Genomic DNA, 20021 nt, shown 5'->3' on the forward strand with positions numbered 1-20021 from the left:
CAGCGTCATTTCGCAACGCTGTTACGGTCCGACCTGGTTACACCTTTTCTGCCGGCAAGATACGCAACCAGGGCGCCAATGATGAGGACCAACCCTGGGTGATTACCGGCACCGGCACCTGGAGCCTGAGTGAAAGCCTGACCGCTACTACCGGGCTGATGGCAGCCACCGACTATCAATCCACCGGATGGGGCGTGGACACCAACCTCGCAAAGGACACCAGCCTGAGTGTGCGTAACCTCTACTCCCACACAGCCAAGGAAGACGTAAAAGGCACCCAGGCCAGTGTCACCTTGAGCACGCGTTTCACCGAGACCGTGTCGGGCAGTGTGTCGGCTACCCAGCAGACCACCGGCTATCGAGAACTGTCCGACACCACATTGCATGCTGATGACGATTGGTACAACCGCCGCTACAAGAGCCAATACAGTGCCTCGCTGGGCTGGTCCAATAGCACGTTGGGCAGCTTCAACGTGTCCATTTCACCCAGCCGTACCTTCAATGGCGACTCTACCAACCGCCTGGTGGGCTCCTGGGGGAAAACGTTCAAACATGCCACTGTGTCTGCCACCGTGGAAACCGCATTAAGCGGCTCTTCCAACAGTCCGGGTGACAGCGACGACGCAATCTACTTCAGCGTCAGCGTGCCCCTGGGTCAGTCCCGTAGCGTGCGCACCTATGCCAGCCGACGCGGCGACAACCAGCGTTTTGGTGCAACGTATTCCGAAACCATCAATGACCAGTTCAATTACCGCCTTAGCACCGAGAGCACTGGCGACCGGGGTGACAACTATTCTACCGCCAACCTCTCGGCCATTCCTCGCTTCACCAGCGTGGACCTGGGTTATGCCCAAGGCCCGGACAGCAAGAACTACAACGCTCGAGTCTCCGGCGGCGCAGTAGCACATCAAGATGGGGTGACCTTCTCGCCATATCCGGTGCAAGACACCTTCGGCATCGTGGACGTCGGCGACCTGTCCGGGGTCAAGGTGTCGACACCTTATGGCCCGGTATGGACTGACTACAAAGGCAAAGCAGTGGTGCCACAACTGAGTGCCTATCGAGATAGCCGCGTCGAGGTGCAAACAAAATCGCTGCCGAAACGGATCGACCTACAGAACGGCTTCCAGAGAATTGGCGCCGGCCGTGGTTCGGTGAGTCACCTCGACTTCAAGGTCATCAAGGTTCAACGCATCCTGATTAACGCCTCCGACACAGCAGGACAACCGCTGCCCAAAGGTTCTTCGGTACTTGATGACAAAAACCACTTCCTTACGACGGTCCTGGACAAGGGCGTCATCTTTCTTTCTGACCTGGCCCCTACTGAAGTACTGAGGGTTTCTCTCACTGATGAAAAGTCCTGCCTGCTGAAGATCGACTTCCCCAAGGAGACTGACTATGACGCTTTTTACGATGTTGCACCGGCTGTTTGTCATGCGCCGTAGCACCAGGGCAGATTGCGCGCGATGGCTTGGCACTGCGCTTACCCTGGTTGCCAGTAGTACGTTCGCGGCCGACTGCGAAATGCGTTTGAGCAACCCGGAGGTCGATTACGGCACACTTAACCGGAGCGATATGGATATCCGCGGGAGTGTTCCGATTGCCCTCGGAAACCGGCAACTAAACCTGACGGTGGTCTGTCGCGAAGAAACCCGCTTTGGATTGCGGTTTGAGGGACAAGCGGCGGATTTGAATAGCTACCGGTTTGCCGATAAAGGCCATTTCACAATAACGCTGAGTAACGCAACGCTGGATGGAAATACCGTGCAACTCGCTCAGGCTGGCAGTGCCAGGCCGTTATCGCCAACGGAGCTACTGCGCCCAAATCAAGTGGTGACAACTATGGTTCAAGGTCAGCGGGCTGTTGGCAAAGTTTTTTTGGCTCAGGTTGAAATTCAAACGTATATCAGTGACACAGAGACATATGCGCGCGACATCACCGTACTTGAAGGGCTCGGTAGGTTGACACTGGATACACAATAGAAGATTGCATATCGACTTTTATTTTTAGGCTTGTTCCTAGAGCTTCGCAAACATAATTAATAAGAAAATAGCATTCAGCTGGAATGGAAGCCAGCCACTCTGCCATTGGAGCAGACCTACCTAACTTTTCGTAACGGAGAAATAAAAATGCGCTTCAATCCAAAACTCGCCGCATGGGCCTTCGCCACTACTGCGACAGCCTTTTCTTTGGGTGCACATGCTGCATCGGTTGAGGTAAAAGTAATTGGCACTATTATTCCGAACGCCTGCACTCCGACATTGGCGGGTGGTGGCACTATCGATTACGGCACACACAGCTCTACTGACTTGAGCACAAACGATTTTACCCTGTTGCCTGAAAAAAATGTTGCGTTCACTATTGTTTGCAATGCACCGACAAAAGTTGCGCTGAAGGCTATAGATAATCGTGCGGGCACACGAGTCCCTGGAGCAGTAAAGAAAATCAGGCCAGCCTTGAATGAAATCGGTGCCTTTGGTTTGGGCAATGCGTCCGGAAAAAATATTGGTGTTTATGCGATGACCTTAGCCGTAAATGACTTCACTGCTGACGGCGCCCAAGTTGAATCAACCTTCAGCAAAGACTCCGGCACTACATGGCTAAACTCAAGTTCAGGAGGTATTGTAAATGATGGTTCTGTTCTCATGTCATGGTCGGCAACAACCGCTGGCGCTCCAATCGCATTCAAAACTCTGTCAGGTACTTTAAACGTGCAGGCCGCGTTGAATAAAGGTTCTGAACTGGATCTGAGCAGCGATGTGTCTCTGGACGGTTCAGCCACGCTAGAGTTAGTCTATTTGTAATACAAAATCGGCCCGTAGCGTTTATTCGCTACGGGCTTTTGCCCCACGCTATTTCTCTACTCATTATGTATTATCGATTGCGCAACGCCAGATATTATCATGCCCGCGACATACAACATCGGTCGCAGTACCCCCCCTGCTTTTATTATCGTTCCGTCCCCGCTGACACCACTAAGACTCCAATCAGAAATTTGCAAAGCCATATCGCCATAGACAAACAAATGTCGCCTGGTACTGGATACAGGAAATCCGAGGCTGAAGAACCCTTCCTACTCAAGGGCAATGGCGTCTTTACCACGATGCATTTTCCCCGCCGCATTCATGATGCTGTCGGCGTGAAATAATCCTAACGCTGCTTTGATGTCTAGCGAGGTAGACCATCTTCCATAATAGAGAAAAACTCCTCGCCGTTCTCGAGCCTCCGCTTTTTTTCTGACATCATGATTTTCCTTTTACAGATTTCATGTAGCTGCCGCCAAAAAAAAACTCACAGGCAATAACTTGTGAGCTTTCTCAAATTCAAGAATGAACCTACGGATATGCGTAAAACTTCACAGGCTACTCTAGTGCCTTCATTATCTTGAACAACCCATTGTTAGAGGTTATTCCTAGTTTGCGAAAAGCTGTGGCTTTCTGCGTACTGATGGTTTTTATACTGCGGTTGAACTTCTCGGCGATTTCCGTGATGGTCATGCCGTCGAGATAACAGCGGATAACCTCCTGCTCACGCGCCGACAGTAAAGCCAATTGCAGCACGTTAGTGTCACTGCTGATTAATTGAGGTGAACTGTCACTTTGCTGGATGCCATCGACTACTTTATAAGAAGCTTCTGCACTTAGGTAAACAACTCCGGAAGCCACCACCCGGATAGCCTTGGCGAGGTATGTCAGATCCTCATCCTTGCCAATGAATCCGCGCGCTCCAACTCGCAGGGCCAGCGAGACAGTGGCCGGATCGTGGTGAGTTGACAGCACAAGGATCCGGCAGGCAGGAAAGCGAACCCGCAAAGCGCGAATCAATGAAACACCATCAAGCTCGTCGCGACCGAGAACGAAGTCCAGCAAAAGCACATCGACGGGCACTGTAGACATGCCGCGCATCAGTTCCCGGCTGTTTTTATATATCCCGACGATCTCTATGCCGGGGGCGTCGCCTAGGTAACTGGCAAGACCTTGGCGAACGACAGCATGGTCGTCGAGTAATGCAACACGTATAGACTTCATGGCGTTCAGACGTCACTCGGTATGGACCAGGTAGCTCAAAGACTAAAATGAGAATAGTCAATACTGGTACCTGATTGAGAATTTTTTAAGTACAAACACACAGTTCTGGAAAGTCGCACCCAGGCTTTTGTCATGCACTACCGCGCGACGAGTCTCAGGAAATCAGCCTGCTCCAATGGAGGGGCCAGAGCCAATCCTTGTCCGGCGCTGCAACCTAGACGGTTGAGCATCTCGATGCTGGATGGGTCCTCAATACCCTCGGTCACCAGATTCAAGTTGAAGTAGCGGGCAAGGTTAACGATACCGGAAATGATCTCGCTCGATTGTGGCGATTGCTCAGCAATTCCAGCTAACTTTCCGTCGATTTTCATCTCATCGAAGGGTATGTGCGTCAACAGAGCGAGCGTTGCGGCGCCGGCACCGAAGTCTCCGAGCGAAATCAGAAAACCCTTCGCTCGGAGTGCCATGATGGACGCTGACAACACCAGTTCGTTTCCAGGGGTGATTTGCTCAGTCAGCTCGATCTTCAATCGCCGGGCAGGCAAACCGGCCTTGTGCATCTTGATTGCCAACCGGGTAGCCAGTCCGGTGGCACACAGCGTGCGGGCCGAGGCATTTATAGCGATGGGAATGTCTATACCCAGACGATCGAGCGTACCGAGGACTTCAATCACCGCTCTCTCGACATGACTGAACAGCAAGAGGCCTAACCCTAACTGTTCGACCATCGGGATCAGGATCAACGGGGGGATGTCGCCGTGGATTGGGTGTTGCCAGCGTATCAGCGCTTCGGCACCGATCACTTGACGACTGGCCAAGTTATATTGCGGCTGCAGCACCACACGCAGATTTTCACCCGACGTTATCACTGACACGACATCGTCTTCGCTGATCAATAACTCAAATCTGTTAGATTGCGACAGCTGCGGTAGCAAGTGTTCGGCAGTAGCAAGCTTTTCGAGTACTTGTAGAAGTTGAGTGGGATGATTCTCGGCAACGATCTCAACCCGTATGCCCGATGCTCTGGCGAGTCGGGCATACGAGGCCAAGGCTATACTGGAAATACCTTTGACGATATCCGTACGGCCCTGCTCGATGGCAGCGGCCGACGAAGTCGCATCATCAAGCGCACTGGCCTTTATGGTCCAGACAATATGGGGAGCTCTGCATACCCGGCCGTAGGCGTTAAGTTCACCGACCCAACACGGTAGCATCAGACTGTCGACATGATCAGCATGAATCTCGGCCATAACGATGTCCATAGGTTGCTTACGCAGGCGCAGCCTGCTCAGCGATTCAACGTGCTCAATATGGAAAAGACCACTGCCGCTCAGACGCTCTGTCATGCGTAACACATATTGTTCATCGTGGCTTAATACGACCAGATTGACTCGGGGGGGAGGCGTTAGAGTAAGGGGCGAGTTTTTCAACTTGACGATCGCTTCATGAGTGTACTGACAACTCATTTAAACAACGCCTGATCATTTCACGCTATAAGACTGCTCTTAAAAATAATGTGAGATGGCAACCCGTATTCTTATCTCGCTCGTGGCGCGCGAGCAGTACAGTATAATTGACGGCCGCTCATGCCAGCGGTAGGGTTTCGATCAAAAGCGTGAGGTCATTCGCTGCTTTCCAGGAGGCATGGTCGTGAGAAAAAATGCAGAAAAATCCGATAGGCCTGGTGTTATCTTCAATATTGATTTTTTACAACCTAAGTACCAGGTGAAAGCACCATGAAGCGGGGAGCGGCGTTATGGCCTGCGGTTTTTCTTGTCTGGTTACCGTCAGTTTTCTCCCAGCCACTGGATCTTACTCCTGAGGAGCGCGCCTGGATTGCTGCACACCCAGTCCTTCATATAGCGGTCGAGCCTGAATGGAAACCGTTACAGTATGTGGAGGACGGTCAGGACATGGGGTTGGCCACTGAGTACATAGACTTCATCGAGCGCAGCACAGGCCTTCGATTTGAGTCTGTGCCCGACACGGGAGTTGGACAGGGGAGGATAGAGAAGTTTCAGCGGGGTGAAGTAGATGTACTTCCCGGGATCATGCAGATGTTTGCGGAGAAATCGATTATCGATGCCGCCCTTTTTACCAATGTCTATTACACGGGGGCAACGATAGTTGTCACGCGTAAAAACAGTCAGCCGGTATTCGATCTACGCCGACTGAACGGGCATGTTGTTGCTGTCAAGAAGGACAGTTCATATGAGAGCGCAATCAGAACGCTCTATCCTGCTATCAAAATTCTTGAAACGAAAACACCCGAAGACTCGCTGATTGCAGTCATTGAACGGCGTGCTGATGCGGCAGTAGACGTTGCACCTGCACTGCTACCCTTTTTACGCAGCAAATATGATGAAGAACTGTATGTCTCCGGCGGGATCGCCCGTTTGCCGATGGAGCTTTCCATGGCAGTACGACGTGATCTGCCGATTTTGCGCGATATCCTTGACAAGGTGCTGGCGTCCATGACTGCTGAACAAGTCGATGCAATGATACAGCGCGAGCTCGAGTCGGCCAACTATGGCAGACCATCGCTAACCGTACTGTTGCGCTATTACGGCCTGCAAATGGCGCTGATCTTGAGCGGCCTGTTGTTGATCGGAGGGTTTGCGATTCACGCAAGACAGCAACGGCGCCTGGCCATACTCAGCGAGAAAGAGAAAACCATGTTTCTGGCCGTGCTTACCCATGAGATTCGCTCGCCGATGAATGCCATTCTCGCCTCCATGGAGCTGCTGATGCAGCGTACCGAGCTGCCTGAAGAGTCTCATCGTTTGTTGGCGGTAGCTTCCAGCGGTGCGGAGAACTTGCTGTATTTGTTGGATGACGTTCTGGACATTTCCAAGCTCGAGGCCGGACGGCTTCAACTGGATCTGGGGCCCGTCGATATCATGGAGCTGACCCGCTCAGTTGTGGATTTGCTGGCGCTGAAAGCGAAGAACGGAGTTGAGCTTGAGCTGATACAAGAACACCCCATTGAACCCCATCTGATGCTGGATAGGTTTCGCGTTGAACAGGTGTTGCATAACCTCATCTCAAATGCGATCAAGTTCACGCCTGAAGGTGGCGTGACGATCAGTATACGGTTGGATCCCAGCCCTCCCCCGCTAAACCGGCATCAATTACAAATCCGCATAGTGGATACAGGTATCGGAATAGACGCCGACTCTCTTCAACGGCTTTTTCAACCATACACCCAAGCAAGCACGAATACTGCGCGCAAGTTTGGTGGCACCGGGCTTGGCTTGACCATCTGCAGGCAACTGTTGGAATTGATGGGTGGTACTATAGATCTCGAGAGCGAGCCTGATAAAGGTACTGTCGCCAAAGTACTCCTACCCTGTGATATCTACGTTGCGCCGCCCCATCTACAAGAACAGAGCTTATCTAGGCAACAATTGGATGTGCCAGCGACAGAGCGAGTACTAAGGGTTTTGCTGGTAGAGGACATGCCCGCCAATCAAGCAGTCCTCCACGCTCAGCTCGAAGTCTTGGGCTGCAGCCCGACACTGGCACCGGATGGGGAAAAAGCTTTGCTTGCACTTGAGCAAAACACGTTTGACATTGTGTTATTAGACTGCGATCTCCCGAGCATTTCCGGCTATGAAGTGGCCCGCCAGTGGCGAGCCATAGAGTCGTCCCTCGCCCTTGCACCTACGCCGATCGTAGCGATCTCCGCATCGACCGATGATGAACACACCGCCACCTGTTTCGTCGCAGGCATGGACGGCGTACTGAAAAAGCCCATCAAACTGGGCAAGTTAAGAGATGCACTTCAACTCTGGACGGATTTGCCACTAGCACATATTGATGAAGAGGCCACATTCGATACAGGTGATCGAGCAGATATCGCACACCTCTGGAGCGACGTGCATGCGTTACGAGCTGCAGTTGAAATGGCTGACATGGAAGAAGCGACTCATTACGCGCATCGATTGTTTGGTGCCTTCGCAATATTGAAACAACCAGATATGGCATCGTTGGCGAAATCAATGGAGGCCCGGTTCAAGGTCGGATCTTCAAGCTTTGCACAGGCGGATCTGGATATTCTGGAACAGTTACTAGTGCAATATTCATTATCTACGGAAACAGATAGAACGTAATCGCGAGAGGGGATGGCTCTCCTTTTAGTCCGAATCCGATATCTTGCTCTCTGCACGCTGCGTAGAGTCTTTGGCATTACTACTCGTATAGGTCGATACGATGTCATCCAAGCCAAAGCAGAAAAAAAACTACAGCGCACTGCCAAAATTGCTGATCGTGGGGACAGTTGAAGATATCGGCTACAGCCTTTCGTTCGCCGGAGAAACGGAGGTCGTAAAAAACCTGAGTGCAGCGACAATCGCACTGGCCACGCGACGTTTTCATGCAGTGTTGAGTCATATCTCGACGGAGTGTGCCGAGGGGTTGGCCTTACCGTCATTACTGCTGGACCTCAAGCGGCAACGCATATTGTCGAATTTGCCTGTGGTCATATGGTACAGCGCGCAGAAACAGAGCTTCTTGGATTGGCATATAAGGCTGGCAGGGCGTGCGGGTGTAAAGGTCCTGCTTTTCGACTTGTCCAGTTCAAATGTCGAAATGAATATCGTCAGTGCTCTATTGGAAAATGTAGCCAGTGGCGAGTCCATCCAGCACGACGAAACACAGGTACCAAACACGCTTGAGCTGATGCGTGCCCTGTTGACCAATAATGATTTCAGAATAGTGCTGCAACCGCAAGTCAACCTGCAAACCGGCGAGATCGTAGGTGCCGAGGCGCTGGCGCGCTGGAGCCACGAATCCAAGGGCAACATTGCACCGTCGACCTTTGTGCCGTTGGCGCGCCAGGCCGGGATGGATCTGCTGCTTTTCCACATAGTGCTGACTAGAGTGATTGCGCTGTTGAGCGATTTGCACCGTCAGGGTGTTGCTGTGCCTATCGCAGTAAATGCATCAGCCTCGACTTTATCTACGGTTGGCATCGGCCGATCACTCGCGCAAAGGCTTCGTGAAGCAGATGTGCCTACTTCCCTACTCATGATCGAATTGACCGAAGACGTGCCAGTTTATGATTGGCTTGCCTTGTCGAGGGAGTTGGGTTCTCTGCGCATGTGGGGCTTTCCGATTGCAATGGACGATTTTGGTTGTGGCTTTGCTTCGATAGACCTGTTGACTCAAATGCCATTTTCCAAACTCAAAATTGATGGCCGCTTCGTACAAGGTATGGGCGATGACTGCGGCTGTTGTGCGGCAGTCTGCGCAGCGATTTCGATAGGCCAGACCATGGAGCTGGATATCATCGCCGAAGGGATTGAATCTTCATCGCAGATTGATGCATTGCTCCAGCTTGGGTGCCGCACAGGACAAGGTTTTGCCCTGTCGACACCTTTGGAAGTGGACGAGTTCATGCGCCTGTTCCCCATCAGGATCAGGGATAGGCAGTAACCCGCAGATCATGTTGGACAGGCTGACTCCCTATGGTCGAGGCCTTGGTGCAGACTTTGGCTGTGCAGTCTCGCTTTTCCATCGCGCCAAGTCAGGGTCAATACATATAGCGTGTCGAAATCATCACGCCTCCAATCCTCGACGATCATTCGTTCCTCACCGAGGACCTTACCTGCTACGGCATTGATCAGTTCCGGCAGGTAGCCACGTGACCAAGCGGTGTAGACCGTCGCGTTATGATACTGCTCGCGCAGGAATTCGTCGGCCAGTTCGTCAGTGTCGTTGGCCCCAAAGTCGATATTCACTGGCAGGCCCAGGCGGATGGCACTAGGGCCAATAGTCATCAGCGGTCGGATATAGCTGTAGCGTTGATCCTGGCTGCCCTCCTCGACATGTCTTAAAGGGTTGGCGGCGAACACATAGTCAGCGTTGCCGAAACGCTCGGGCAACGTTGTGGAGAGGTCAAGAGCGCGATTGAGCCCTTGGCAGTTCAATTGGCCCATGCCTTGATCGGGTTTCTCGGCGTGGCGCAGGAATACCAGAGTCTGAGTGCCGTCTATCGGTGTTACCTGTCGTTCAAAAAAGCCTAGGGAGAGCGGCATGGCTATGGTGGCAAACCCAAGTATCGGCACAAGGTAACGACGTGGTTGAAATACACGCTTAAGGTGGGGAGGCAAATTATCCAACATAAATTTCGCTCGAGGTTTAATAAGGCAGCAAACTTAAACAACAGACCAACACTGGACTCTATAGGACTAGGCCTAATTTTTTCAGCTTGCTGCTTTGAACCGATATCGATGGATAAACAAACTGCTGCTCAGTTTGGGAGTTAATTTGAGGTTTTTGCTGAGTGCAGACGCACTTATCCCGTGGCAGGCGGCCTCGAGATCTAAATCTAGCCAGCCGTCGCAGTTTCTATACCGCCGCAGCCTGCGTGAATTCATCGATCCCGCTACTCATGCCACATAGTCCCAGGCGATCCAGTTTCAGGATGCGCTTGAGATGGGCAAACAATATCTCCGCCTTCTTACGTTCGCGGCGAGAGCGCACATAGTTCGGCAGCTCAATCCCATACTCGCGCTCGTAGTAGTCGCGACAAAGCGCGTAGCAGTCCAGTAGGCCGTGGCCAAACTCGCGCCCGATCAGCGGCGCCTGGTAGCCGCACGGCTTGAACTCGAAGTACTCCCCCGACGGCCAGCTGACAATGCCCCATGGTTTCTCGTGCAGCTCGCAGCTGACCCGATCAGCCATGCTCGGCGTGGGCGGCACGTCCGGATGAGAGTGAATGATCATCGTCACCTCGCCGCGGTCCTCAGCGTCGCACTTGTCGGCCGGGTTGATGATGAAGTGCTCGCTCGGGGTCTTGGCATCGTTGCGACAGGGAACGTACTTCAGGCGCCCAGCCTCACGGATCACAACACCACAGCTTTCCTTGGGAAACTCCGCCTGGGCGTGGGCCTGGATCTGTTTCAACATCGTCTTGTTCATGAATTACCTATCCAATGAGCGCGGCACCAGGTGCACCACCAAAAGGCAGTGGATTCCCCCGGCCATGCCGTATCTCGCAATCGCTCGGGCGGCCTCCGCAGCGATCTAGCGCAGGGTCGTCCACAGGCTTGCCATCCAGGTCGAACATCTTTATGCCCGTGTAGTTGCAGTCAGGGCCGCGGTACTCACCCCAGAGACACCACTCACAGCGGTTCATGATCAGGCCGCCCGGCAACATCTGTCCTTTCACCGCCGTCGGCGGAGCCAAGGTGAACACCACTTCTTCGCGCCCCAAGCTGGTCACCTGGTTGATGTAGGAGATGTCCAGCCGCTCCATGGTGCTGGCCCCGGGGTTGCCCTCGGGGAAGTTCGCAGGGTCCAGGTACTTGGCGTAGGTCTGCCGGACCGTCAGCTTGACCCCGCTCATCCCCTGGAAGCGACGGCACAGGGCCGTGATCACGCCATCGATATTGCTGATCTTCAGCATGGGGGTTGAGCTGTTACCCTCGACACTCCGGCCGAAGCCGCCAGTCTCGTATGGCCTGGGCAGGTATTCCTCGCCTTTCCAGATAATCGGCGTCGACTGCTGGTGAGCGTGGTAGCGCAAGATCCCCATGCCCCGTGCCTCACCATCCAGCTCAATCAGTTGAATCAGCGCTCCTGGCTCAAGCTTCTGGTCGTCGAGCGTGATCATGGGTTGAATACCTGCTGAAAAGTGGTGCTCAGGGTGTACTTCCTTTTGCCGTGGGTTTGCAGCTGCCAGCCACCGGTGGTGATGTAGGCGCCCTCGGGCTCGAGCGGTGGCGTCCATAGGAAGTGGTTTGCGCCCTTATGCCTGATGAAGAACTCCTTGATCGGCTTGATGTACTCCTCGCTTCCGGTGAAGGAAACGGCGTAGGTGCCGGCAATGTTGTTGATCCCAACCGAAAGGCGCTGGCTGTAGCCGTTGCCATACTTCGACTCAAGGACCGCGGACTGGTCATCACCAGACGAGCCAACCCGTGGCGACCAGGTGAATACCTCTGCCATCAGCTGTTTCTCCGATTGTTTGGATCGAGCAGGCCGTTCTGGCCTTTCTCCTGCTGTATCACCTGGCGGGCGATCTTCGGCATCTCAGAGCGAGCGGTGGCCAGCAGCGCCAGCCCCATCTGCTCGTAGCCCTCTGGTGAGTTCGCAGTACCGCCAGAGCCATCGCCGTTAATGTGCAGGTGGATCGAGTACCACGCCTGACACCTACCTGATTCCCAATAGAGGAACTGCCAATGCACCCAGCCATGCAAGCTCGTATCGACGGAATGAACGCCCTGCGCATCCGCGCAAATGTAGCCACCGCCGCCTTCTACGGGATGATCAATAAGCCGGCCCCAGAACGCGCAGTGCGTTACCAGGTCGTGAACAAGGGCGTTAATGCCTATCACGTAATTGAGATCGAGACCGGTCGCGTGAAGGGTTTTCGCTTCAGCTGGAGGGCGGCGATCAACCTCGCGCAGGTGCTGGAAGCACGCGCCGACGGCGCAAAGGTCAACATCGAGGGCTGGGGCAAATGATCGGCCAACCACAACCAAATCCGCGGGACACGATCGTCAACGAGTTGAATCGCCAGCTCGACCAGTTCTTCAGCCGCGGCGGCACCGCGCAACAGGTCGCCCAGGGCGTCAGCGGGGAAAAGGTCGGGCTCGGCGCAACAGCACATCATGAGCGCCTGAAGGCCGAGCGTGCACGGCTGGCTCCCGAGGTGCGCAAGCACGCCGAGAGCGGGCTTAACGCAACGCAGATCGGCACGAAGATGTCGGTTCGCGTCCAGCGCGTTCTGATGATCGCCGCCGAGAACAACATCCAGATTGAGGGTGTACCTTGAAACCGGAGAAGACCGGAGCGGCGAAGCACTCAGCTGACTACCGCGACCGCAAGAAGGCCGAGGCGGATCGCCTGGGCATCGAGAAGATGTACTTCGATATGCCGGCTGGAATTCGCAAACAGCTTGCGGCAGACATGAAAGCTCACGGATACAGCCAGCTCCAGGAGCTATGGCAAGACCTTGCCCTGTCCTGGCTCGCCCAGTCTCCAGATGAGCGAGCGCGTCGACTGCTTAAACCTGACGCGCCAGCTTTTCGCATATCGCAAAGACTTGCGCGCTAGTTCGAGGATGCCTGCCAGGCAGAACTAAAGCGTGATCCAGGTGACGCGGTCAGCCCACTCTAGGAGTTCTGGTTGCCTCGATGCGACGACCAAATGGGGGATAAACAGACATGCTGTCTTCAACATCCCAAGAGGCTACAACCTCCCCGGCGGCATTCAGCTCGTCATAATAATAAACATCAGTGTCCTCTCCACGCCGCGAACCTTTGGCTTCCATCCCTGTTTGCACAAGGGTATGCCCATCCGAAATCGGCATTTTTCTCAGGCGCTGCTCCATCGTTTTCTCCTTAACCCGGCCCCATGCCGGTCAACCGTAGTACCCCAATCCAAACCAAATTGCCACCACCGGTCACGGAGGGCGGCGCCTGCATTGGAGAGCACCATGAGCAAGAAGCCAGAAGTCGATCCAGCGTCACGCAAGGTACTGGCCTACTCCGTGGAAACCAACCGCGCTCTCAGGTGAACTTCAGATTTTCAAGATGGGCGCGCAGATCTTGCTGATTCTGGAAATCGTCTGTCTTGTCGATCAACGCCCTGATGACGTTCAAGACGATAATCGTCAACTGCCCCAGTTCGTTGTCGGTGATTGGCGATTTCCCCCCGTGTGCAATTGTGCTTCGCGTGTCATAGCACTTCTTAACCAGAGTTTTGATCTGAAGCCGGCCTGAAAGGGTATTATTAATTACCAGAGCCGATGACTCCGCGATCGTATTGGAGATAGGCTCGCCCTTTGGAGCTGTGAATAAGGCTTCCAGGGCAATTACCAGGTGCAAGTACTTGTTTTCTCTCTCGGTTTGGGTGATCGCTGACGAAAGCCAGTGCACCGCCCGAAGTAGCGACTCTTTAAATTTCGAAAGGTTGGGGTCGAGGAGAAAATCTGCGAGCTTGAGTGCACCAATTTTGTCGAGGTTCGCCAGCCCTGATGCGTCAATGAAGTAGGGGAGTATGTTTCCTTCCGGGCTGAAGTCTCCGGTTGCAGACTCTTGGCTGGACACAAATGCAAAGCTGTCAACCAGCGACAGGTCCCCATCCAAGCCAAATTTCACGTTTCTACCGAAATTCGTTTGCACGCACGCAAATCGCAGAATCTCCAGCGAGCGCCTGGTTTCATCATGGGCGCGCTCAAAAGCTTTGAGTGGCTCGGCTACCACCTTAGTGATTGCTAGGCAGTTGTAACTGAAATACTCAGAAAACCTGTCAGATAACCGCTGGTCTCCGCTATGCAAGGGATAGTCAATTTTTTCGTAGATCTCAGCGATGTGTTTCTTTGCGACCTCAGCGGAGCACATCACGAACTCAACGTTGCCAAGCTTTAGAGGTTGCCCAAGGCGGAGCCCTCGCACCCGCAGGTATACGGTCTGCTCCACCTCGTACTGCTCCATTGTCTTCATGGCAGCAGCTATTTCAACAGATGTGTCGTGCTCGCTTGGCTGGTCAGCTGAGATGACGCCCGCGAATATCTTTCGTGTCGTCTCGAAGGCGTATTTTTCAGAGATTTTTTTAGTAGCTTTTGACTTAACGATCAGGTCCTGAGAAAGCTTCCGCAAAGCGTTTTGCTGCTCTGGTGGGAGCGTATACATGATGCCATCGTGCATGTTGAACAAGGTCGATGACTGGGATCCGTCATTGCTCTCTTTCATTACGTGGCTGGCAATTTCGATCACCTGCCTTGCGAGTGCTTTTGCGGCATGATGGCTCATGAAGACCTCCCTGGAAAAATTAATATGGCACGCGTCGACGCGGCTGGCAGCATGCCACCCCGCTTGGGGAGGTGGCAAAGCTCAATGAACAGAAACTCTGATCGTCGCCACATCCGCACCCGATCGCTGGGCCCTGGTCGACGGCGGCCGCATGCAGATGCTCAGCGCCAGCGAGGCCCTGGCCGCGATGTCATTCCCAGTCGACACCCGACGGCCGGACAACCACCGGCTGACTAAGCATATGGCCGGCAACGCGGTGCCACCGCTTGCGGGACAGCGGATTATCGAGGCGTTGATGACTGCTGCATAGGTACATAATTCAGAAACTTAGCGAAGGTTTCCTTATATAGGTCCTTTAGCATTATTAATCGCTAAAGCAAGCTCGTGAAGCACACGCCGGCGATTACTAAATAGCTCTTCTAATAATAACTCCATGATTTCAAATGCTTGCAAAGCTTGCTCTTTCCCTATGCCGTCTCCTGGATGACTTCCGTGGTTACCAAGCCACCTTATCGCATCAAACAAAACATTCGCTTTTTGAAGTTCAGCAGGAAGAAGATCAATCCTATCTTTAAAACTCAGCCGCCTCCCATCAGGAGTTGCTTTCTCTGGTATTCCTAACGAGCTTAAAACCTCCTCAGCAGCAATACGAATATTATTACAACACGTCGAAGGATTGGAGAAGTAGACGGCTGAAGCCTTTCCTAACGATAGCGCGACCTCTTTTGGAGTTCCGCTTGCGAAGTCAATTAATTGAAGTGGTGGCTGGAAAAAACTCGGGGTAAACGACTTGACGAATTCGCGCCCCCAGCCGCCTGGAAGATTTTCATCGTCATAATAAAATTCAGTTACTTCCCCCTCACCTACAGCAAACACATTCTCCTGACAATTAGTGCAACGTAAAGTACAGGCAAAATTAAGCCTAACATGTTCAACTTCGAACCAGTCTTCTGAATGAAAACCTTTAGTCTCAACTGACTCCTCAGACAGCAACTCTCCATGTAACTTCAATATACCAACCCCGCACGACGGACAGCGATACTCGTGCACAGAGTTAGATTGAAAGCTATGCAAGTACATTTCCTTATTCAAAAAAACCTCCATCCATGAACACTATAAAGGCGCAAGTATAAACTAAGCCCCCTCCTCTCATACACCAACATTCAAGCTAGCCGCAGCAGCGGCAAGGACAAGTCATGCCTGAAGAAAAGATCGTGTTCATCAACGGCGCGCCGGCGAAGTGCGGCTGCGAAATGAATTTCAGCTCCGGCGGTGGCGAATATTCCGACGTGCTCTACGTGATGCCCTGCGCGACGCACAGCCCCAATCGCTTCGGACCCGTGGAGGTCCAGCGCGACAAGGATGGCTGGTGGTATCACCCAAATATTCCGAGCTTTGGCGAAGGCGAAGACCCGGCGCCCTACATTGCCTGGGTCAAGGAGCAGGGGTTGGAGCTGAAGGGCTGGCACTCTGGCGACGAAGCCTACGACCTTCCAGATGAAGATGCTGCATGCACCGCCTGGAATCCCGAATCTCCAGGACCAGAGTGGTTCCTCATGGGTATCTTCGATACCGAGGACGGCCCCTATGTGCAATGGGCGCGCCGGGAGGTGCAGCCATGATCCTCCCCGCCCTGCTCTACCTCGCATGGAACATCTACACGGGGCCAAGGCCATGAATGACATTGCCGAACCTGCGCGGCCTAAACCAAATCCAGCGTTACCCATAACCGTAAATGCACTTTTGGTTCATTGCCCGAGGTTAGGCGGGACGGGAATCAGATCCTGAACTTCTGCGCAAGAGTAGGTGTTGGAATAGTCGAAGAATTTCGGCCTTATTTCGGAGCCGTAGCTCATACATTGGAACGCAGACGAACCTTTTTGCAAGATTAGAAAGTGAACCGTGCCGACTCTTGCTGGCGACTGGTAGGCGGCTTTGATCTCATAGCCACTGCTTAACAGATCGGTCACCTTTTGAGTTTCCGCCAAGGCCAATGTGCTAGTGACTAGTAGGCCCAGCAGCGAGATGCTCAGGGCATTTTTTGCAATACGATTCGTTCTTGGCATGAATCAGTCATCCGTGAAGGGAAAATGCCAAGTTACCTAAGTTCAACAAAACCGTCACGGCCCAAGCCAACTGAGTCGTAAAACTCAGCGGACTGGTCACACTCCGACAGGACTGGTCCAGAAGAGTCCACCCGACCCGAGAGCCCAGGACTTGGAATGAAGGACTAGGCCGGGCGAACGCTGCAAACCATAGCCAGGCGCAACGCCGGCGACCATCAGCGCCATCTGAAACACCCCACTCAACAATCGGAAAGCCTGCCGGCGATGGCGGGCAGGAGACACGCATGCCCGACATAAAAGTTCAGTGCTGCCGCTGCAAGAACAAGCACATGGAAAGCGAGCGGCTAAAAGTGCCAAGCAAGAAGTACGGCTCGGGCGTCAGCGACATGATCTGCCCACGGTGCCGGTGCACCACCTACTACCGGCTACAGGCCGAATAACCACCCTTTGCCGCCACGCGGCGTGGATCGCTCATGAACATACAATTTTTATCGCACGAAGAGGTTTGCGAGCTAACTGGCGCGCGGACCAAGGCAGGACAAATCCTGAACCTGAAGAAGAACGGAATCCGGCACTCGATCAAGCGCAACGGCTGGCCAGCGGTTACGACCCAAGCCGTTACTGCTGTCGGATCATTCGAGCCCGAAAAACCTGTATGGACGCCAAGAAAGGCCAGTTGAGATGGGAAGAAGACCAACCAAGCCGGGCTCCATTGCCCGGCTGCGTGAGCGCAAAAAGAGAAGCGGCCGCATCTACTATTACTACGACACCGGCGGAAAGGACCGCAAAGAGATAGCGCTGGGGAGCGACTACGGTTTGGCAATCATGGAATACGCGAAACTGGAGCGCGACCGTACCGCGGTAGACCTGGTCGCCAAGGTAGTAACGTTTCGCTACGTGGCCGAGAAGTACATGGTCGACGTGGTGCCCGACAAGGCGGAAAACACCCAAAAGGACAACGTGCGTGAGCTGAAAAACCTAATGGCGTTCTTCGACGACCCACCGGCTCCCCTAGAAACTATTGAACCGCTCCATGTCCGCCAGTATCTGACTTGGCGAAAATCCGCACCGGTCCGCGCAAACCGGGAAAAAGCTCTATTGAGCGCCATCTGGAATTACGCCAGGGACAAGGGCTACACATCGCTGGCCAACCCGTGCTCCGGCATTAAGGGCAACAAAGAAACCGGCCGAGACACCTATGTCGAGGACGAGCTGTTCAAGCGCGTGCATGACAAGGCCGACGCCGGGCTGCACGATGCGATGGATTTAGCCTACTTGACCGGTCAACGAGTGACAGACACACGACTCATGGATGAGCGAGACGTGCGAGACGGTCAGATCTGGGTGCTCCAGGGCAAAACAAAGGCCAAGCGGCGTATCGAAGTAACGGGTGAGCTGAAGGTTTTAATTGATCGAATCAAGGCCCGGAAGTCAGGACACAAAGTCCGCTCGACGCGGCTGATCGTTGCAGAGGATGGCACCCCGATGACGGCGGCGATGTTGCGAAGGAGGTTTGATATGGCCAGAGAGGCCGCAGGAGTTGAGAAAGCCGACTTCCAGATGCGTGATTTGCGCGCCAAGGCTGGCACAGACAAGGCGGAATCGAGCGGCGATATCATGCAGGCCAAAGATCAACTTGGGCATACCACCGTAGTGATGACCGAGCAGTACATCCGCAACCGCAAAGGCAAGAAGGTCTCACCGACAAAGTGAATTGCGGACCATTGGATTAATTGCGGACCGGAAAGATACAGGCATTTACACTGGCTATAGCCCGTAAACCCTTGATTTTAGATGGTGCCCGAAGCCGGAATCGAACCGGCACGCCCTTACGAGCGGGGGATTTTAAGTCCCATGCGTCTACCAGTTTCGCCATTCGGGCGGTAGCGCGATCACGCGACACTGGAACAGTCGATCGGCATCAGGCCGGCCAGTGCTTAAAGCAGGGTGTGGAATATATACATCCAGTCCTTGTGAAGCAAGGTCGAAGCAGGCAAAAAAACCTCTCCCTCCACTCTGAATCCTGTGTAAAAAAACACAGTAAATCAGGAACCTACAGTAACGGCGTGATCATTCATGAGAGGGCTACCAAGCACTGCATCGACGTTTGCAACGGCGCCAAGACTAACATGGACAGATTAGCCAACCAACTGATTTATAAAGACTTATCATCAGCCCCAAGCTCCTTCGAGACTGACACCAGCCAAGCCACGCAAAACGTTCGGCGCGAAGTCGGCGACTGCCAGGCCTCAGGCTTCGGCCAGAAAACCCAACGATAGGTTGAGTTTGAGCCGGTCTTCCTGGGTGGCGGCCAACTCAGTCTCCAGATGAGTCGAAAACTCCTGCTCCACTGGCGCCTCAGGGCCCTTGACCTGCGCAACTGTACGGTTGTTTTCCAGCACCTTGGAAAGTTGCGCGTAGGTGTAATTGGCGGGGGGCGTATTGCCTATATTCATGGAGGTCTTCCTTGATATCGAGCCAATCCGCAAGGACAGGTCGAAGAGTAAAAATTCATGGCATGCCACGCCCGGGTCAGTGACCAGGTGCCGACACTACGATGGAAGACTATAGGCCCAGGCAGGAAATAAGCTCGCCGATAGCCAACGGAGTTCGCCCAGTACGCATGACCTCGCCATCCATGAACCGGTAAAGAGTCATAGATACCGGGCGAACGACACAAAGCTAGGCGTTCAGCATGACATGTTCAACTGTCACCAATGACAGCCGGATGGCCTTATCCGGCGTAGTGGGTAAAACCACCGGCAAAGGCTCTGCGTCCAGCCCGGAGTTCGGTGCGCAACTCGCCGATCAGGTTGGAGATGTCGCGCACACTGGTGAGTTCAGCCGTCGAGACACCGGTCAGCAACAAGTCCACTCGACCAGAATCGGCATCGTAGATCTTGATCGTCAAGGAACCATTGGGATGCACGCTGCAGACGCAGGAAAGCGGGAGAAAGCCGGACTCCAATATGTGACACAGCTCGCTGGTGGAGAGCATGGCTTCTCGCTCTGTGTGGGATTTTGTGGATTTTTCCTGTTCAGAATAGGTCAGCGCCTGATCCTGTGTATCGAAAAACACACAAAAATGTTAACCACCTCGCAGTTCTGCTAAGCAGTTTCTGAGTCAGGCCACTCTCTGATCGTCAGGGCGCCGCTGCTACTC

General features: G+C 53.6%; 23 protein-coding genes, 1 tRNA gene and 2 pseudogenes. 12 read left to right on the forward strand and 14 right to left on the reverse strand.

The window, feature by feature from the left end; all coding sequences use genetic code 11:
• The 3 genes from BLX41_RS15040 to BLX41_RS15050 all read left to right on the forward strand — a co-directional run.
• A partial coding sequence (locus BLX41_RS15040) for a fimbria/pilus outer membrane usher protein (protein ID WP_185073586.1) occupies positions 1–1445 on the forward strand: 1445 nt, incomplete at its 5' end.
• Positions 1399–1983: a DUF1120 domain-containing protein gene (locus BLX41_RS15045; RefSeq protein WP_148059732.1), complete on the forward strand. Its 585-nt coding sequence runs from the start codon at positions 1399–1401 to the stop codon at positions 1981–1983. The genes BLX41_RS15040 and BLX41_RS15045, both read left to right, overlap by 47 nt.
• 147 nt (positions 1984–2130) lie before the next feature.
• Positions 2131–2805, forward strand: a complete 675-nt coding sequence (locus BLX41_RS15050; RefSeq protein ID WP_123725535.1) for a DUF1120 domain-containing protein — start codon at positions 2131–2133, stop codon at positions 2803–2805.
• Positions 2806–3363: 558 nt separating this feature from the next.
• Here the strand turns inward: BLX41_RS15050 and BLX41_RS15055 are convergent.
• Both BLX41_RS15055 and BLX41_RS15060 read right to left on the reverse strand, forming a co-directional pair.
• Positions 3364–4029, reverse strand: coding sequence for a response regulator transcription factor (locus tag BLX41_RS15055; RefSeq protein ID WP_123725536.1), 666 nt, complete (start codon positions 4027–4029; stop codon positions 3364–3366).
• 137 nt (positions 4030–4166) lie between these two features.
• Positions 4167–5495 (reverse strand): EAL domain-containing protein, encoded by a 1329-nt coding sequence (locus tag BLX41_RS15060; RefSeq protein WP_123725537.1) that lies wholly within the window; start codon positions 5493–5495, stop codon positions 4167–4169.
• A 270-nt stretch (positions 5496–5765) separates the two neighbouring features.
• On the opposite strand from BLX41_RS15060, the gene BLX41_RS15065 reads away from it, so the two are divergent.
• Positions 5766–8141 carry an ATP-binding protein gene (locus tag BLX41_RS15065; protein WP_123725538.1) on the forward strand — a complete coding sequence of 792 codons (2376 nt, stop codon included), beginning with the start codon at positions 5766–5768 and terminating at the stop codon, positions 8139–8141.
• A 100-nt stretch (positions 8142–8241) separates the two neighbouring features.
• Positions 8242–9465, forward strand: coding sequence for an EAL domain-containing protein (locus BLX41_RS15070; RefSeq protein ID WP_123725539.1), 1224 nt, complete (start codon positions 8242–8244; stop codon positions 9463–9465).
• An 8-nt stretch (positions 9466–9473) separates the two neighbouring features.
• On the opposite strand, the gene BLX41_RS15075 is transcribed toward BLX41_RS15070, so the two are convergent.
• The 5 genes and pseudogenes from BLX41_RS15075 to BLX41_RS15095 all read right to left on the reverse strand — a co-directional run bounded on the left by BLX41_RS15075 (position 9474) and on the right by BLX41_RS15095 (position 12233).
• Positions 9474–10154 carry a histidine phosphatase family protein gene (locus tag BLX41_RS15075; RefSeq protein ID WP_123725540.1) on the reverse strand — a complete coding sequence of 227 codons (681 nt, stop codon included), beginning with the start codon at positions 10152–10154 and terminating at the stop codon, positions 9474–9476.
• Positions 10155–10668: 514 nt separating this feature from the next.
• Positions 10669–10953 (reverse strand): annotated as a pseudogene (locus tag BLX41_RS35435) (C40 family peptidase); the annotation flags it as partial.
• A 7-nt stretch (positions 10954–10960) separates the two neighbouring features.
• The gene (locus BLX41_RS15085) at positions 10961–11647 is read right to left on the reverse strand and encodes a phage minor tail protein L (protein WP_123725542.1); all 687 of its coding nucleotides are present in this window, start codon (positions 11645–11647) and stop codon (positions 10961–10963) included.
• The gene (locus tag BLX41_RS15090) at positions 11644–11982 is read right to left on the reverse strand and encodes a phage tail protein (RefSeq protein ID WP_123725543.1); all 339 of its coding nucleotides are present in this window, start codon (positions 11980–11982) and stop codon (positions 11644–11646) included. Before BLX41_RS15090 ends, BLX41_RS15085 begins: the two co-directional genes overlap by 4 nt.
• Positions 11982–12233, reverse strand: coding sequence for a hypothetical protein (locus tag BLX41_RS15095; protein ID WP_148059733.1), 252 nt, complete (start codon positions 12231–12233; stop codon positions 11982–11984). The genes BLX41_RS15090 and BLX41_RS15095 overlap by 1 nt, the downstream gene beginning before the upstream one ends.
• Between BLX41_RS15095 and BLX41_RS15100 the strand changes: the two genes are divergently transcribed.
• Genes BLX41_RS15100 through BLX41_RS15110 form a run of 3 tightly spaced genes read left to right on the forward strand, consistent with a single transcriptional unit; the run spans position 12228 to position 13092 of the window.
• The gene (locus tag BLX41_RS15100; protein ID WP_244868151.1) at positions 12228–12500 is read left to right on the forward strand and encodes a hypothetical protein; all 273 of its coding nucleotides are present in this window, start codon (positions 12228–12230) and stop codon (positions 12498–12500) included. The two genes, BLX41_RS15095 and BLX41_RS15100, sit on opposite strands and share 6 nt — an antisense overlap.
• Positions 12497–12811 (forward strand): hypothetical protein, encoded by a 315-nt coding sequence (locus BLX41_RS15105; protein WP_123725546.1) that lies wholly within the window; start codon positions 12497–12499, stop codon positions 12809–12811. Before BLX41_RS15100 ends, BLX41_RS15105 begins: the two co-directional genes overlap by 4 nt.
• Positions 12808–13092: a hypothetical protein gene (locus BLX41_RS15110; RefSeq protein ID WP_123725547.1), complete on the forward strand. Its 285-nt coding sequence runs from the start codon at positions 12808–12810 to the stop codon at positions 13090–13092. The genes BLX41_RS15105 and BLX41_RS15110 overlap by 4 nt, the downstream gene beginning before the upstream one ends.
• Before the next feature lie 49 nt (positions 13093–13141).
• Here the strand turns inward: BLX41_RS15110 and BLX41_RS15115 are convergent, their stop codons facing one another.
• Together BLX41_RS15115 and BLX41_RS15120 are read right to left on the reverse strand one after the other, a co-directional pair.
• Complete coding sequence (locus BLX41_RS15115) at positions 13142–13369, reverse strand: hypothetical protein (protein WP_123725548.1); 228 nt, start codon at positions 13367–13369, stop codon at positions 13142–13144.
• Between the two features lie 178 nt (positions 13370–13547).
• Positions 13548–14792, reverse strand: coding sequence for a HEPN domain-containing protein (locus tag BLX41_RS15120; protein ID WP_123725549.1), 1245 nt, complete (start codon positions 14790–14792; stop codon positions 13548–13550).
• A 121-nt stretch (positions 14793–14913) separates the two neighbouring features.
• Here BLX41_RS15120 and BLX41_RS35440 point away from each other — a divergent pair.
• Positions 14914–15102, forward strand: a pseudogene (locus tag BLX41_RS35440) (DNA cytosine methyltransferase); the annotation flags it as partial.
• Between the two features lie 32 nt (positions 15103–15134).
• Here BLX41_RS35440 and BLX41_RS15130 read toward each other — a convergent pair.
• Positions 15135–15884, reverse strand: a complete 750-nt coding sequence (locus tag BLX41_RS15130; protein WP_185073588.1) for a DUF4145 domain-containing protein — start codon at positions 15882–15884, stop codon at positions 15135–15137.
• A 104-nt stretch (positions 15885–15988) separates the two neighbouring features.
• Between BLX41_RS15130 and BLX41_RS15135 the strand changes: the two genes are divergently transcribed.
• Positions 15989–16414, forward strand: coding sequence for a hypothetical protein (locus BLX41_RS15135; RefSeq protein WP_258028852.1), 426 nt, complete (start codon positions 15989–15991; stop codon positions 16412–16414).
• A 126-nt stretch (positions 16415–16540) separates the two neighbouring features.
• Here BLX41_RS15135 and BLX41_RS15140 read toward each other — a convergent pair whose 3' ends face one another.
• Complete coding sequence (locus BLX41_RS15140) at positions 16541–16858, reverse strand: hypothetical protein (protein ID WP_123725551.1); 318 nt, start codon at positions 16856–16858, stop codon at positions 16541–16543.
• Positions 16859–17331: 473 nt separating this feature from the next.
• Between BLX41_RS15140 and BLX41_RS15145 the strand changes: the two genes are divergently transcribed.
• Positions 17332–17538 carry a DUF4224 domain-containing protein gene (locus BLX41_RS15145; protein ID WP_123725552.1) on the forward strand — a complete coding sequence of 69 codons (207 nt, stop codon included), beginning with the start codon at positions 17332–17334 and terminating at the stop codon, positions 17536–17538.
• 1 nt (position 17539) lies between these two features.
• Positions 17540–18571 carry a tyrosine-type recombinase/integrase gene (locus tag BLX41_RS15150; protein WP_123725553.1) on the forward strand — a complete coding sequence of 344 codons (1032 nt, stop codon included), beginning with the start codon at positions 17540–17542 and terminating at the stop codon, positions 18569–18571.
• A gap of 82 nt (positions 18572–18653) precedes the next feature.
• Here BLX41_RS15150 and BLX41_RS15155 read toward each other — a convergent pair.
• The 3 genes from BLX41_RS15155 to BLX41_RS15165 all read right to left on the reverse strand — a co-directional run bounded on the left by BLX41_RS15155 (position 18654) and on the right by BLX41_RS15165 (position 19856).
• A tRNA-Leu gene (locus BLX41_RS15155) sits at positions 18654–18740 on the reverse strand.
• A gap of 367 nt (positions 18741–19107) precedes the next feature.
• Positions 19108–19314: a hypothetical protein gene (locus tag BLX41_RS15160; protein WP_123725554.1), complete on the reverse strand. Its 207-nt coding sequence runs from the start codon at positions 19312–19314 to the stop codon at positions 19108–19110.
• Positions 19315–19592: 278 nt separating this feature from the next.
• Positions 19593–19856: a DUF1652 domain-containing protein gene (locus BLX41_RS15165; protein WP_123725555.1), complete on the reverse strand. Its 264-nt coding sequence runs from the start codon at positions 19854–19856 to the stop codon at positions 19593–19595.
• Positions 19857–20021 lie beyond the last annotated feature (165 nt).

The organism is Pseudomonas protegens (genome assembly GCF_003732485.1).
GTDB lineage: Bacteria > Pseudomonadota > Gammaproteobacteria > Pseudomonadales > Pseudomonadaceae > Aquipseudomonas > Aquipseudomonas protegens_B.